Here is a 15890-nt window from a genome sequence, read left to right as displayed (position 1 = left end):
CCTGTGAACTCCCGGCCGGTCGCAGGGGCTTCCCCTGGGCCATATTTGATTCGACCGATTGCAAAGGAGCAACGACTTGAAACTGTTACGCTACGGCCCCGCAGGCCAGGAGAAACCCGGCATCCTCGCACCCGATGGAACCATCCGCGATCTTTCCAAGGTTGTTCCCGACCTGAGCGGCAAGTTCCTCTCTCCCGATTCGCTCAAAGCCATTGCCCAGCTTGACCTGAACGGCCTGCCCGTCGTCGAGGGCAATCCGCGCTTTGGCTCGTGCGTTGTGCAGCCGGGCAAGTTTCTCTGCATCGGCCTCAATTACTCGGACCACGCAGCGGAGTCCGGCATGGCCGTGCCCGCCGAGCCCGTGCTCTTTATGAAGGCTGGATCTTCGATCTCGGGACCGGACGACAACATCGTTATTCCGAGGGGCTCGCTGAAGACCGACTGGGAGGTGGAACTCGGCGTCGTGATCGGGACCACCGCGAAGTACGTGTCGGAAGAGGACGCGCTCTCGCATGTTGCCGGCTACTGCCTGATCAACGACGTCTCGGAGCGCGCCTTCCAGCTCGAAGGCACCGGCCAGTGGGTCAAAGGCAAGAGCGCCGATACCTTCGGTCCTACCGGCCCGTGGCTCGTCACAACCGACGAAGTCCCCGATCCGCAGGCGCTTGATATGTGGCTGGAGGTCGATGGTCATCGCTACCAGGACGGCAATACCCGCACGATGGTCTTTGGCGTCAAATTTCTCATCAGCTATCTCAGCCGCTTCATGAGCCTGCAGCCCGGCGACATTATCTCGACGGGTACGCCTCCCGGCGTCGGCCTCGGCCAGAAGCCGCCGGTGTATCTGCGGGCTGGCAATAAGATCCGGCTGGGCATCGGTGGGCTTGGGGAGCAGAACCAGCTCGTCGTTGCCGATCCCGGAGAGAAAAGCTAGTTCGACGATTTTGCTTTTCTTGTTGTCATTCCGCGTGGAACGAGGAACCTGCTTCCTCCCGTTTTTTGTCTATGCCGGCACAAACGCCAAGCGTGGCAAAGCTACACTCTTCGTAACTTGCTCCGCGCTTTCTCGGTGATGCGGACGAAGAACGGGAGGAAGCAGATTCCTCGCTGCGCTCGGAATGACAACCAGAAAAGCAAGTGCAAGTGCAAAAGCAAAGACAAGTACAAAAGCAAAGACAAGTACAAAAGCAAAGGCGTCTCGCATTCAGAGGACGTATTTAAGCGCCACGGAAAGGTCGACGAATGTCTACACAGCCGCTGACGATTCTCCGCGCCCCTGCGGCGAAGACACCGTTCAATCCCTTTCCCGCAGCCACCGATCTTGAAGCGCATCTCCGCCGCACCGTTCGCGGCGAGGTGCGCTTCGATCAAGGCACGCGCGCCCTCTACGCAACGGACGCTTCGAACTATCGGCAGATTCCCATCGGCCTGGTGCTGCCGCTCGACAGCGCGGACATCGAAGCCACACTGGCCGCGTGCAGAGAGTTCAACGCTCCCGTCCTCGCTCGTGGCGCGGCGACCAGCCTTGCAGGACAGTGCTGCAACACGGCCGTCATCCTCGACTTCTCGAAGTACATGCGTCGCGTCCTCGCCGTCGATCCCGAGAGCAGGACAGCGCGCGTTGAGCCTGGCGTGGTACTTGACCGCGTTCGCGAAGCTGCGGAAGAGCATGAGCTGACCTTTGCACCAGACCCCGCCACGCACAGCCGCTGCACGCTGGGCGGCATGATCGGCAACAACTCTTGCGGCACGCATAGTCTGCTCGGCGGCAAGACCGTCGATAACATCGAGTCCCTCGACATCCTGCTGTACGACGGCACGCGCATGACCGTTGGCCCCACCAGCGAAGAGCAGCTTGAGGCGATCATCGCCGGTGGTGGACGCCAGGGCGAGATCTATGCGGGTCTAAAGAAGATTCGCGACCAGTACGCCGCGCTTATCCGCCAACGCTTTCCGCGCATCCCGCGCCGCGTCTCCGGCTACAACCTCGATGAGCTTCTGCCGGAGCAGGGCTTCAACGTTGCGCGTGCGCTTGTAGGTAGTGAGGGCACGTGTGTCACGATCCTCGAAGCGAAGCTGCGACTGGTGAAGAGCCCGCAGTTTCGCCGCCTCGTCGGTATTGGTTTCTCCGATGCCTTCATCGCAGCCGACAACGTTCCACTCGTGCTCGAACACAACCCCATTGCGCTGGAGGGCTTCGACGGCCTGCTCGTCGAGTTTATGCAGCGCAAGAATCTTGCGACCGAAGAGGTGCGCCTGCTGCCCGACGGCAAAGGCTATCTTCTGGCCGAGTTGGGCGCGGACAGTGCGGAAGAAGTTGAGGCAAAGGCCCAGACGCTGGTCGCAGCCGCACAGCAGTTTGCCGCACGGCCTTCGGTTCGCCTCTACACAGCGGAGGAGGCTCGCAAGGTCTGGTTCGTGCGCGAGTCCGCGCTGGGCGCTACTGCCTTCGTTCCCGGCGAACCCGTTGGATGGGAGGGCTGGGAGGATGCGGCGGTCGCTCCGCAGGAGCTGGGTGAGTATCTGCGCGCCATCTGTACGCTGATGCAGGAGTACGGCTACCGCTCGCCGATGTACGGCCACTTCGGGCACGGATGCGTGCATCTGCGTATCAACTTCGACTTCAAGAGCGAGCGCGGCATCGCGATCTATCGGGAGTTCGTCGACCGGGCTACGGATTTAGTCGTCAGCCTTGGCGGCTCGATCTCCGGCGAGCATGGCGACGGCCAGTCGCGCGGCGCGCTGCTGGAGAAGATGTTCGGGGCGGAGCTGATGGAGGCCTTTCGCGAGTTCAAACGGCTGTGGGATCCACTGGCCCGCATGAATCCCGGCAAGCTGATCGATGCCTACCAGCCGCATGACTATCTGAGGCTGAACACCTCGCATGCTCCGATACAAACCTCGACCCACTTCCACTTCGCGTCGGATGGCGGCTCGTTCGAGCAGGCCGCGCTGCGCTGTGTCGGCGTGGGTGCCTGCCGCAAGGAGGAAGCCGGGACTATGTGCCCGAGCTACATGGCGACCAAGGAGGAGAAGCACTCCACACGCGGGCGCGCGCACCTGCTGTGGGAGATGATGCAGGGCGACGTGGTGCGCGATGGCTGGCGCAGCGAAGAGGTGCGTGAGGCGCTCGGCCTGTGCCTCGCGTGCAAGGCCTGCAAGACCGAGTGCCCGGTCAATGTGGACATGGCGACATACAAGGCAGAGTTTCTGGCGCACCACTATGAAGGACGTCTGCGGCCGCTTGGAGCGTATGCATTCGGCTTCGTCGACAAAGGTGCGCGGCTCGCCTCTCTCGCTCCGGGCATCGCCAACTTCATGACGAGCTGGCCGCTGACCAGCAGGCTCGCAAAGGCCGCGCTGCATATTCATCCCGACCGGACGCTGCCCTCGTTCTCCAGCCAGACCTTTCGTAAGCGATCGAAGGCACTGCGACAACCTGCACAGCCGAAGGGCGATGTCCTGCTGTGGGCGGATACGTTCAACAACTATCTGCACTCCGACACAGCGGTGGCAGCACACAAGGTGCTCGTCGATGCCGGCTTCCGCGTGCACGTGCTGCAACAGCACGTCTGTTGCGGGCGGCCGCTGTACGACTTCGGATTGCTCGACTCCGCGAAGAAATACCTGCTCAAGACGCTCGACGCGCTGGCGCCCTATGCGGAGATGCCTGTGGTCGTGCTCGAGCCCAGCTGCGCGACGGTGTTTCGCGATGAGCTCATGAACCTGCGCCCCAACGATCCGCGTGCAAGCAAACTGCGCGACCGGACGTATCTGCTGAGCCAGTTCCTGGTGAAGTACGCTCCCGAGTACAAGCCCCCTGCTATCGGTGGCACCATTCTCGTGCAGGGCCACTGCCACCACCAGGCCGTGATGAAGATGACCGATGAGATGCAACTGCTGCGCAGCACCGGAGCCGATGTGCAGTTGCTCGACTCAGGCTGCTGCGGCATGGCTGGGCCCTTTGGCTTCGAGAAAGATAAGTACGAGGTATCGCAGACACTGGCCGAGCGTGTTCTTCTGCCTGCAGTGCGTGGTGCTAAGGCCGGGACGCTTGTGGTTGCGGATGGTTTCAGCTGTCGCGAGCAGGTCGCGCAGAACTCCGAGACGCGTGCGCTGCATCTTGCGGAAGTGCTTGCGCGCGGGTTGTAGAGCGATTGATGGAAATGTGGGGGATTTGTGTTTTATGTCGCCACAGAATCGTCATCCTGAGCGGAGCGTCACTGCCTTTGGGACGCGGAGTCGAAGGACCCCGAGGGTTGCGTCCTTCCAATGCCCTTTGGACCTTTTCTACCTCAAGCGTTCGAACCTGGATCCCCGTGCGAGAAAAGGTCCCAACAGTATGAGCAAGATTAAACCCATCGGGGTCCTTCGACTGCGCACCTCGCAAAAAAACGCGAGGTGCTCCGCTCAGGATGACGATTCTAGGGGATGAACAAGAACATAAATATTCAGGCTACACACGAGTTTGAAAGAATCTTTTAGAACCTTTCGAAATTTATTTCCATGTAAAGTGCAACAGCCACCGGCTCGCCTGATCGCATGGCGGGCTTGAAGCGATACTGCTGTACTGCTTTGATTGCACTCGCGTCGAAGTCAGGGCTGAGAGAGCGTTTGACACGAACATCATGAACGGCTCCTGTCGAATCCACGATGAGAGTAACGACACAAGACCCATTGAACTTATCCTTTTTCCCTAGAGCCGACTTTGGAAATTCAGGGTCTTTAGAAAAAATCAAGCGCGGCGCGCTTACGTCTTTGTCTTTGCCGACCTGATAGATCTGACCATACGGTTGTGCCTGATCGGCTGCTTGAGAAGAAGATTGCGGTTCAATCACGACGGCCATGGCTGCTCCGCCAGCCGCGATGGAAAGCAGGAAGAGCGTTGAGGGAATGATTAGACCGTATTTCAACACAGAGCTAAGAGGCTGCTTCTTGATGTTCATCATCATGACTCGCTTCTCCAGAATGTTGGCATCGAAGATCCCGATGGCGTGAAGAGTGGAGACTCGCGAGGCCATAGCGATTCTGGTTGCGAGTCGTAACAGGGATTGCGTGTAGCTGCGCGAATCAATAAGCCTTTCCGTGGCCATGCCGTCACAGATCATCTCGCGCGTCTGCGCGATGTGAGACTTGAGCATCCAGAGGACAGGATGAAAGGCAAGCAGGAGGCCGACGACCTCATAGAAGATATTTTTCTGAAAGTCACGGCGCTTCATGTGTGCGCATTCGTGTGCCAGCGCAGCAAGAAAATCCTGCGGCGTACATCCCTCCACAAAGCCCACGGGGACGAGGAGCACAGGCTCTCGAAACCCCAACGTGACAGGGCCAGAAACTCGCGACGAGCTCAGGATGCGCGCATCCTCTACGGAAAATGATCGTTTGCAGTCACGCCAGATCTCTTCCTGTTCCGGCGAGAGAGAGATGGGGCTGGCTTGCTGAAGCAGCCTTGCAGTGCCATGCAACGAGCAGACGAGCCGCACCGCAAAGTAGAGCAACGAGCCTGCATAGAGCAGCAGTAAGGGCAGTACAAGAATCGCAGGTAGCACATAGATGCCTTCTACCTGCGCGCCGCCGCCCTGAGCAGCAACCAGCGTAATCGAGGAATTTCCAATGACTTTATCTGGAACGCGAAGGAAGGCCATCAGCCAGCGAAAGAAAGGCAGCGCAGGCATAAGAATCGCAAGGGCCAGAGTGGAAGCCCAGGTGACGTGCTCGGCCTGAGGGCCAAGCCGCTTGAGCAGGCGGCTCACCATCCATCCCGCCGCCGCAATCAATGTGACCTCCCAGATAGCGTTGACGACATACGATGTCATAAAAACGCGGAGGCTACTCATCGTGTTCTCCTTTTTCCTGTGCCATCTTTCGGCCCAGATCAGCAATCCGCTCCAGATCAACCTGGCGGTTCTTGACCAGGCTCATGACGAGATCTTCGGAAGACCCGCCGAACATGCGTTCTACGAGGTCGCGGACGGCCTGGCCGAGGACGGCCTCCCTGGAGGCAACCGTGCGATAGACATAGGCACGCCCCATCAACGTGCGCTTGACTCTCCCCTTGCGATGGAGAACGTTCAGCATGGTCTGCACCGTGTTGTAGGCAAGATCATTCTTGGGCGACAGGCTCTTCTGCACCTGCAAAACATTGCTTGGTCCTTCGGCCCAAAGGACCTGCATGATCTGCAGTTCGAGAGGGGTAAGGGCGGTGGAACCTTTTTTGCGACCGACCATGAGTTCTCCTAAACAAATAGGAGTTTAGGTTCAGCCAAGACGCTTGTCAACCTAATTTTTTAGGACATTGATTTGTCGCTTGCGAACTCAGGAGCAACAGCAAAAACAAAGGCAGATCGTGCCGATTGATCAGACACTATCGAACAAATCGGGGTTCTTGCCCAGGAGCAAATTGCCTTCCTCTGCGAGAACCCCGATTTCTGTTTGACTCTGCAGCTTTACTGATTCCGCAGGGTCTCCAGCGGCGTTGAGGTTTGGCTCAGATCGTCGGTGCCTTTGAGTGGTTCGGTCTCCGTCAGGCGGGTGCCAAGAGCTTTAGCCAAGTCGGGGATGTCGTAGTGAAGCAGCACGCCGGGGATGATGTCCTCTGACGCGCCGATGGGCAACGGCGCTTCGAGCAGGCTGTGGTAGCTGCTGAGGACGTGGTCGATCGTGATGTGCTTGAGACGTGCGTCCAGAACGGCGGCATGCAGCAGCACGAGGCCCATATGTCCGCTGCCGATCGCAGTGATCCTGCTGGCATCGACATCGGGACGGCTCGCGAGGGCATCGACGAGGCGGATCACGTCATCCACACGCATTCCTACCAGGGTGTGTTTTACCAGCTCGGCACGCAGGCTTAGCAGATAGAAGGGGCCAAGGATCGGCGACTTCATGTCATCCGTTCCCGCAGGTGAAGGAGAGGGCGTAACCGCCAGGACTATGTTTCCTGCGGCGGTGAGCTTTTCAAACTCCGCTTTGTTCGCCTGCGCCCTGGGGTTGTCAGCATCGATGGACTCCGGCGCCAAGAGCAGGACGGCGGGATGCCGTCCGGCAGTCGGCGGAACAGACAGCGTTCCACGAAGATTTACGTTCGGTGCGGTCTCCAGTTGGAATTCGCCGGTCTTTGTGGACTGTGTGGCGGACTCCTGCTTTGAGGCTCCGGGCTTGGCCTTCGCGCCGGTGGTTTCGCGAATGGCGACGGCCAGCTTTTCTCCAGCGAGGACGGGGCGGCTGGAAGGGATCGCCTGAGCCGCATGTTTCAGATTGAGAGTAAAGATGGTTTCAGCGTGCGGGTAGCTCGTCGCCACCTGGCCGGTGCTCGTGACTTGTAGAGCATCCTTGGGCAGACCGGTGGGTGCGCCGCGAGGGATGGGCGGCGGCAGCAAGGGGTGATCGGCGTCAGAGCCCGGCTGGAGGTTGCGCAGAAAGAAGCCGACGATGTTGCCCATGATCGGGCTCAGGGCACCATGTCCGCCGGGGCCGGTGATGAACTGCAGGCGCGCTGTCAGCGGCACGGCGTTGGGCGTGTCGATGTTGAGAGCAGGTGCCGTGGGGTGAGACTGAGCTGCCGCCTCTGCCGCAGAGGCCGAGGGCATGCCCGCGCTTGCAGGATCGAAGAGTGCGTAGAAGCGGCGTGCCTCCGAGACCGTTGTACGTGCACCGGCGAAGGGGAACATGTCGGAGTAGGTCGCGACCGCGGCGTAGGGACGCGGAGCTACGAGCTCGATCCAGTCCGGGAAGTCCAGACCGGCGGCGATAAAGCCGGGAATGGATTGCTCGCCGTCCTGCGGGCCGATGGACGCGAGAAGCGTATCGAACGAGGTGTTGTAGCAGGCGACGGCAGTGGCGGCCACACGGGTGTCGAGTGCGCCTGTAAGCGCGGTCATGGCTCCGCCGCCGGAGCAGCCGAAGGCTCCGATGCGTTTGGGGTCAACCTCGGGACGCTGACTGAGGTAGTCGATGCCGCGCATGGCGTCCCAGACGAAGTAGCGGGAGATGGCATCGCCGATCAACGAAGGTTGCAGGCCAGCTTCGCCATGTTCGCCGGTGGGACGCGAGGCGAGGCTGGCGTCGGGCTTGCTGGGGTCGGGATACTGGAGGCGCTCGCCCTGTCCGATTGGGTCGTAGGAGAGAACGACAAAGCCGTTACGCGCAAAGGTGGCTGCGGTAAAGTAGTCGCTCGCCTTGCCTGCCGGGCCGTGACCGGGAGCGATGAGGACCGCGGAGAGCTTTTCTCCTGCAGGCTTGCCGTCGGGTAGATAGAGGAGAGCCGTGACGGGAAATCCGGGCTGGCTCTCGAAGAGAATTTTCTCGATGCGGAAGCCGTTGGCCTGGGTGACTCCCAGAGTCTTTGCGTTGAGGGGCGTGCGCTCGGGGAGGCCTCCGATGAGGGAGAGGATCTTCTTGCGAACGACGGCCTGGCGGTCTTCTGCTTCTGCGCGGCTTGAGAGTGCGGCGACCGCAGCATGGCGAGTGGCTGTATCCTGTGCTGCGATGCTGTCGAGGTACTGGACGAGTTCCGCGCGGCCGATATTGGCGGGGCTGTTGGGGTCGATCTTTGCGGGTGCGGCAGGAGCCTGGGCGTAGGCTAGGGTGCCGAGCAGAGCGGTGGTGGCGAAGCTACGGAAGATCACGGAAGAGAATCGATACATCACTTCACCTATGCTTGTGAGGTTTTAAAGCAGTGTGATGCTTGGCCTGAGGAAGTCTTTTGTCTTTGCTTTTCTTGTTGTCATTCCCGTAGGGAATCTGCTGTCTCCCGTTCTTCGGTCGTATCGACGAGAAGGACGGGAGGTAGTTCGGAAGATACAGCCGACGGTGGCATGGTTAAAAACGGGAGGAAGCAGATTCCCTTCGGGAATGACAAGCAAGAAAAGCAAGAACAACAACAAAGGCAAAGACAACGGCAAAGGCAAAGGCTTAGTGCAGCATGTAAGGCTGTGCCGGTACTGGAACCGGTTCGGGAACCTTCGCTGCATCGAGAGTAGCGGCACCGTTGAGTCCGGTTCCCGTTACGTTATGGGCACTGAGCAGAGGCCCGGTAAATCCAGTTACTTTGATATCGCGCACTACCGCGTGCTTGATATTCGCAAGTGAGATTCCCTTGCCGCAGGTGCCCGTTACATTCGTCAGCGAGAAGCCTTCGAGCGGCTTGCTTGGATGGATTCCAACGCCATCGACCAACACCGGCATATCTGTCACGCGAATATTGCTGAAGTGGAAGTTCCGAATCGTCGGAATACCTTCCTCTCCGGGGACCGGGAACTCGTCCTGCTTGCCGCTGTCCAGAATGTTAAAGCGCAGAAAGCCCTGCTTTGCGCCGGAGACCTCGAGGTCGTTCATCGAGATATCTTCGATGAACGCGCCGCGGCCCGGACGGCTCTTGATGTAGATCGCGAAGGTTCTCGCACCGAGACACTTGCAGTGGTTGACACGGACGTTGCGAATGCCGCCGGAGGTCTCGCTGCCGATGCCGATGCAGGCCCAGAAGTGATCCATGAACGTGCAATTGGAGATCTGCACATCCTCGGTCGGGCGAAGGATGGTGTAGCCCTCTTCACCACGGCCTGACTTGAGCGAGATGCAGTCGTCATGGGTGTCGAAGTCGCAGCCATCGATCACGACATGCTTGCAGGAGTCGACGTCGATCCCGTCCGCTCCGCTATGCACCGTCACGTTCTTGAACGTGATGTTCTCGCAGTAAGTCGGGTGGATCGACCACATGTCGTTCTGGCTGGTGAAGCAATCTTCTACGCGAACGTTCCTGCAGCTGACGAACTCCAGCAGCGCAGGGTTGCGGAACTGCGTCGCGCGCTCGACGCGGCCCTTGATGGCGGTGTTACCGACGATCTTGCCTTTTCCTACGATGCCGATGTTCTCGGCATCCATGGCGGAGATGAAGCCGATGTAACCCTTGATCCAGCGGCCTTCCCAGCGAACCTGCGTCAGTGGATAGTCGGCCACGTCCGGCGAGCCGAGGAGAGAGGCATCGCCATCGAGCCGCAGGAGCGTGTTGGAGCGTAGTACGAGCGCGCCGGTCAGATACTCGCCCGCAGGGACGAAGACCTCTCCTCCGCCCAGCAGGCTGCAGCGATCCAGCGTCTGCTGCAGGGCGAGGGTGTCCTTGGTCTTGCCATCGCCTACAGCGCCGAAGTCACGCACGTTCAGCTTGACGACAGGCTTGGGCAGAACAGATTCAATGTGGTTCTTGGCAGAGGACTTCGCTGGAGTCTTCGCTTCAAGCATCGCAGGCAGAGCCGACAGCAGGGGCAGAGAGGCCAGGCCTTGCCCGGCTCTCTTCAGGAAGGTACGTCGCGCCCACTCAGGATGATTCATAGTTGCTCTTTCCTCGTTCCGTTCTTGTTCTTACTGCGCGGAAACTACTCGACTTAGAAGGTGAGCTTGACCGCTCCCTGGAAGATTCTGGGAGCGCCCGGACCTGTCGTCGTGTTGTTGCCCTGGGACTGAGTAATCTGTCCGAAGGTAGACGAGAGCAGGCTGGTGCTGGTGGGGTTGTTGAAGTTCGGATGGTTCAGCACATTGAAGCTCTCAATACGCAGGACCATCGCCAAACGGTCGTGGAGCGGGAAGGTGCGGCTCAGGGTCGCATCCAACTGGAAGAGCCTGGGACCGAAGAAGGCATTGCGGCCAAGATTTCCATAGGTGCCCGTCGCATTCTGTGTAAAGGCTGCCGATGTAATAAAGAGCGAGTTTGTTCCCTGGGCCAGTTGGGTCTTCGTCTTGGTATAAGGCGAGATGGAAACCAGATTAGGACGATCGTTGCCGATATCGGTGAGCGAGTTGTCCGTTCCCGAAGTCACATTGAAGGGCGCGCCGCTGGTGATGCGGAGCAGCGGTGCGAGCTCCCAGTGATTGATGGCATAGCCCTGCCAGCCCGAAAGACCGAAGTGGCTCTCGGCTACCAGAGAGCTGTTGATGATGTGGCGGCGATCAAATCCGCAGTTCGCCATGTCACGGCGAATGTTGTTCGGATCCTCTACAGCCGTGCTGTTGAAGGCTCCCGGATTGTCCTGAATGTCAAGGCAATGAGACCAGGTGTAGTTCGCGAGGAAGACGAAGCTGGCGGAGGCACGATGCTGGATCGTAGCCACCAGCGCGTTGTAGTGAGCCGTGGCGCCAGGAACCATGAGCACGGTGCCGGCACCGCCGCCCAGATACTTCACACCCTGGCTGGGGTTATCCAACGTGAGAAGAAAACGGCTGGCCTGGTTGCCCGTGGTGGAACATGCAGTACCGGGAGCCGGCGCGGTGGGCAGAGGAGCGCACGAGCCGGCGCCGGTCGAAACACCGGGGATATAGACAGCCGGGTTCAGAGGATAACCATAGGCTGCATGCGTGGTTTTGTTGCCGATGTAGTCGAGCTGGAACTGCCATCCGCGCGGCAACTCATGCTGCAGGCTAGCCGTGTACTGAATCACGTAGGGCGACTGGAAGTGCTTCGGATAGACGATGTACTGGCTCTGGTTGCTGAACGTGGTGGTGGAGGGCGGAGTAAACGGCATCGGGAAAGGATTGCCCGGCGTTGTCCCCCCGACCCATGGATGATCGAAGCTGAGAGGGCCTGTAGCTGTAGCGCTGTTCGTGACCTGGGTGGCGAAGGGCGGATTGGCCAGCACTTCGGAGGCATTGAACAGATTGGTCTCGTCATAGACCAGCGACGAGCCGGCGCGGAAGACAGTCTTGCCGTCTCCGATGGGATCGTAGGTAATGCCGAAGCGCGGAGAGAACTGGTTGAGAGAGTTCTGGGTGAAATTTTTCGGCACGCCCGGATCCCCGTAGAAGAAGCTACCGGCGGGAGCGTTGGGAAATACGGTGCTGTGCTTGTTGGCCAGAAAGCTGGCCATGTCGAACGTCGATCCGCGACCGAAGTAATCGGTGGGAACATATTCCGGCCCCCAGCGCAGGCCGGCGGAGATGACCAGCTTGGGAGTCGCGTGATAGGTATCCTGAATGTACAGGCTGGGGATCGGCGCACGCAGTGCGTTCTGTTGAGGCTTGCTCTGCGCGAAGGTGGGCATCGCACCGGTCAGGAAGTCGAGGTTGGCATCCGTACCTGCAACGTCGGTGGTATCGCCCGCGGGAGCGGTGTACTTGAGATTCTGACCCGGGCCCTTCTGGCTGAAGATACCGGTGAAGTTGAAGGTGCCGTTCGACGTGAACGCATTGTTGACGTTGAGCTCGGCGCGAACGAACTCTCCACCGAAGACAAGCTGGTTCTTACCCAGAACCATGTTGACGTCATCGGCAACGGAGAAGGCGTTGACATTGAAGATGCCGGTGGCGCAGGTGCTGCAATAGGTGAGGAACTTGCCTCCCTGCACACGCAGTCCGATCGGGACCTGTTGAAAGACGTCGATGCCCAGGTCCGTCGCATTGATTCCCTGTGCAGCCGGGCCGCGCTCGTTCGATCTCCGAGTCGCTGTGAGGTGAACCGTATTGACGAGCTTCGAACTCGCGACCCAGGTCTCACCGATGGTGAGAGTCTGTGCGCGCTCGGTGTTACCCGGGTTAGCCGTCAGGAGGATATTGGTGGGCGAGAAGAATGCGGGAGTGGTGTACCCGTCAAGAAAGTACCGGCCATAGAGGCTGTGCTTCGGGGTGAGTGTGGAATCGATACGGGTGATGAACTGGTTCTCTGTCTGCAGGAAAGGGATGGAGTAGCTCACCTTGCCGCAAGGGTCAGAGGTTGTAGGAAGAAACTTGTCCAAAGCCAGTGCAGCGGGTGAGAACCCGTTAGGATTCGCGGCGCTGATCGGGCTGATCTGGTCGTTCTTAAGCAGAGCCCCGGTAATGGGGTTGAAGAGCTGGATCTGCTGCCCGGCCTTGATGCTGGTCACGCAAGCACTTGAGTTCGTATGGGAAAAATCACCCGCCAGGTTAGCGGCCGTAGGAACGAATGCTGTATTGGTGGCGCTGTTCTGAGAGAAGTTCAGACGCTGGTAGCCGGCAAAGAAAAACAGCTTGTCCTTGATGACCTTGCCGCCGACGGTGCCGCCGAACTGGTTCTGATGCAGTGAGTCTTTGGTAGGAGAAAAGAAGCTGTTCGCGTTAATGATGTTGTTGCGAATAAATTCGAAGGCCGTTCCATGCCACTGGTTCGATCCGGAGCGTGTCACCACATTGACCAGGCCGGCGGGGTGAGAGCCGCTCTGTGCACCCAGCGCTGTGGTCTCGACGCTGAACTGCGCGACAGCATCCGGGAAAGGGAAGGCAAAGCTGGTGTTGGACTCGTAGTCGTTGTTGTCGCCGCCGTCCAACCGGAAGTCGGTTTGATTGCCCTGTCCGCCCGCGATGTTCGGGGAGACCGAGCTGAAGAAGCCCTTATTTCCCTGTGTAAGAGCGTTACCGGGGACAGACGCTCCGGAGAGTCCGATCAGGGATGTCACCTGGCGGCCGTTGAGGGGTAGCTCCGTGAGGGTCTTCTGATCGACGGTCTGCTTGAACGAAGAGTCTTCCGTCTGCAAAGCAATTCCGTCGGCCTGGACCTCTACCTGCTGGCTGGCTTCGCCGACCGGCATCGTTACATTGATGCCGATGCTGCTGCCGACTTCCAGCACGATATTGCGCTGGTTATAAGTCTTGAAGCCCGGCGCTGCAACCGTCAGGTTATAAGTGCCGATATTGATATTGGGAAAGCTGTAGAGTCCGTTCTGGCCGCTGGCGGTGGTGTGCTTCACCTGCGTCGTGCCTTCAACGATGGTCACGGGAGCATTCGGAATCACAGCGCCGCTGGGATCCGTTACCGTGCCCTGGATGCTGGCTGTACCGGCGATCTGAGCCCTGCCTGCAGTGGTAAACAGGAGCATCGCGGCTGCAAAAAGAGCCACCAACCAATGGCCACGCATCGTACCTGCGGTCTGAAACTGGTCCTTGCCTGACATTCTTTCAACACAGCGATGCCCCAGCCGTATGCGATTCGCGTCCATAGGTTTTCCTCCAAATGGGCTGTCAAAAACAACAATGAAATGCGAATCGTGAATCTCAATGGCTTCGCTTCAACGTGCCAACAACCTGAATTCTGTTCGGAGCAAATAGTAGAGAGGCCAGCAAAGACCTGTCAAGCAGGATAGAAATCGGACAGACATGCTAAGTAGGTAAAATGCGAAATATAAGGATAAGTTGCGGTTTTCCCCCAGGACATCGTAGGCAGTCCCCCTGTCTCTGAGGCTTGTATCTGGTAAGACAGCTATTGAGATGTCGACAGATGTTCCGTGCGGCGCCGCACGGCTGATCTCAACTCCACGATGGGAGGCAACCACCGGATTGCTTGCACTGGGTTCTGAAAGCCTCGGATCATCTCCGAACTTCTAACTGGGATGCCGCGAATAAGCATTCGCGGCATCCCAGCTAAGAAAGCACTACAGAGGTGCTGCTGTTTTTACTGTCCGCCGCCTTCTACAAGCTCAGATGAAATCGCCGTCAGATAGCCGAACAATCCACCTGGGGCTCCGCCGTTTATTGGAACAGCCGTGAAGTACAGCTGGGCTGCGGGTGAAGCCGCAGGATCGCTGTTCGCTGGTGCCACATTGCCGGGGCTGATGGCCCAGATGCCCGGAACGACCAGCGTCTTGCCCTTAGCGTCCTGCAACAATCCATCGAACCTTCCGGTAACAAGATCGAAAGCCGCAATTACGCCGCTGTTTTCTGTCGTGCCGCCGCCCGCAAATTGCGCAACCAGCAAGTCATGGCTGAAGCGCCCGAAATCGAGCGGGGCAAGAGCCACGCCCCAGGGAGCGTTCATAAAATCTCCACTCTCCAGGCGTTGCAGCAATACGCCCTCTGAAGTGTAGATATCCACACGGCCAAGACCTGGACCATCGGTTTCAACCTGTTTTCCCTCTTCGTGAAGGACATAGGTTACGACGATATCGTTGCCGATTGCCTGCACGTTGAAGGGCACAAAGTTACGGGGCAACAGCTCGTCCCTGAAAGCATTTCTTCCTCCCCGCAGCTCCACACGATGAAACGCGTTGTCATAAACATCCACACGGCCTTTGCCAAAGTTAGCCGCATAGAGGAAGCGCCGGTTATCAATAAAGGCACTGGTCAAGCCCGTGTAGCTTGTTCCGTCTGTGTTTTTCGCTACGGTGATGGCATGGGTCGACGGTGCCACGGCTCCCGGTGCGATAGCTACATTTGCATTCCAGGCGACGAGGCTGCCATCGATGGTGCAGAAGAGAAATTCAGCAGCAAGACCGCCGGGCAATAAGAAATCGGTAGGGCTGGCGTTGAAGATCGTTCCCGTGGGAGAACCGATCGGAGTCTTCTTGTTATTCGGATCTGCAGGGGGAATGGTAACGATGAGAGAGTTCTTGGTTCCGGCACCATTGTAGAGAGTGCTGAAACCGGTCAGATTATCGGAGACCCACCAATCGCCGCTGGAGCCGCGGGAGAGTCCCCAGGGATTGACCAGCTGCGGGTCGGTAATGGGAGCGACTCCTGAGACATTGGAGACGAGATTCGTCTGGGTATAGTGCTGTCCGAAAGCAGCGGTAGCTGCCATCGATAACGATAATGCGGTATAAACAGTGAGACGAGACAATGATTTCACGTACAAGCTCCTATTTGCTCATAAGCCCGCAGACATAGTGCGTGGCCCCTCCTACGGCGCTGTGCCGGAAGAAGGCTGAAATCGAAACGCAGGCGGGGAGAGCTGCATTTGATTCCGAGGGCAGCGTATCCGTCTTCTTGCTAACGGTATCTGTTACCACTCTTAACACCTCTTCTTAGCGCTTTATTCCTGACTATTTCGAATCGCTCAAAATTTCCAGTGCGATGCGTCGTTCACGTGTTTGTCGTAAAGGCACAGGTCTCCTCACGCCTCTAGAGCAAATTTCCCTATAGGTGTAGAGGGTTTATTTTTCGGATTTTCTACAAAT

General features: G+C 58.6%; 8 protein-coding genes. 2 read left to right on the top strand and 6 right to left on the bottom strand.

From position 1 onward, the window contains the following. Positions 1-76: 76 nt before the first annotated feature. Both ACIX8_RS00420 and ACIX8_RS00410 read left to right on the top strand, forming a co-directional pair. On the top strand, positions 77-934 hold the full coding sequence (locus ACIX8_RS00420; RefSeq protein ID WP_014263325.1) for a fumarylacetoacetate hydrolase family protein: 858 nt from the start codon (positions 77-79) through the stop codon (positions 932-934). Between the two features lie 308 nt (positions 935-1242). Beyond that, positions 1243-4152: an FAD-binding and (Fe-S)-binding domain-containing protein gene (locus ACIX8_RS00410; protein ID WP_014263324.1), complete on the top strand. Its 2910-nt coding sequence runs from the start codon at positions 1243-1245 to the stop codon at positions 4150-4152. 329 nt (positions 4153-4481) lie between these two features. Here ACIX8_RS00410 and ACIX8_RS00405 read toward each other — a convergent pair whose 3' ends face one another. The 6 genes from ACIX8_RS00405 to ACIX8_RS00380 all read right to left on the bottom strand — a co-directional run bounded on the left by ACIX8_RS00405 (position 4482) and on the right by ACIX8_RS00380 (position 15562). Further along, positions 4482-5837, bottom strand: coding sequence for a M56 family metallopeptidase (locus ACIX8_RS00405; RefSeq protein ID WP_014263323.1), 1356 nt, complete (start codon positions 5835-5837; stop codon positions 4482-4484). Then, positions 5830-6228 (bottom strand): BlaI/MecI/CopY family transcriptional regulator, encoded by a 399-nt coding sequence (locus tag ACIX8_RS00400; RefSeq protein WP_014263322.1) that lies wholly within the window; start codon positions 6226-6228, stop codon positions 5830-5832. Before ACIX8_RS00400 ends, ACIX8_RS00405 begins: the two co-directional genes overlap by 8 nt. Positions 6229-6446: 218 nt before the next feature. Further along, on the bottom strand, positions 6447-8642 hold the full coding sequence (locus ACIX8_RS00395) for an alpha/beta hydrolase family protein (RefSeq protein ID WP_014263321.1): 2196 nt from the start codon (positions 8640-8642) through the stop codon (positions 6447-6449). Between the two features lie 268 nt (positions 8643-8910). Further along, positions 8911-10326, bottom strand: a complete 1416-nt coding sequence (locus ACIX8_RS00390) for a glycoside hydrolase family 28 protein (RefSeq protein WP_014263320.1) — start codon at positions 10324-10326, stop codon at positions 8911-8913. A 53-nt stretch (positions 10327-10379) separates the two neighbouring features. Then, entirely contained in the window at positions 10380-13937 is a 3558-nt protein-coding gene (locus ACIX8_RS00385) for a carboxypeptidase regulatory-like domain-containing protein (RefSeq protein WP_014263319.1), read from the bottom strand. A 452-nt stretch (positions 13938-14389) separates the two neighbouring features. Next, entirely contained in the window at positions 14390-15562 is a 1173-nt protein-coding gene (locus ACIX8_RS00380; RefSeq protein WP_014263318.1) for a TIGR03118 family protein, read from the bottom strand. Between the last annotated feature and the right edge of the window lie 328 nt (positions 15563-15890).

This window comes from Granulicella mallensis MP5ACTX8, from assembly GCF_000178955.2.
Taxonomy (GTDB): Bacteria; Acidobacteriota; Terriglobia; order Terriglobales; family Acidobacteriaceae; genus Granulicella; species Granulicella mallensis.
Note: the sequence above shows the minus strand (reverse complement) of the source record. Positions and strands in the feature narration are given on the sequence as shown.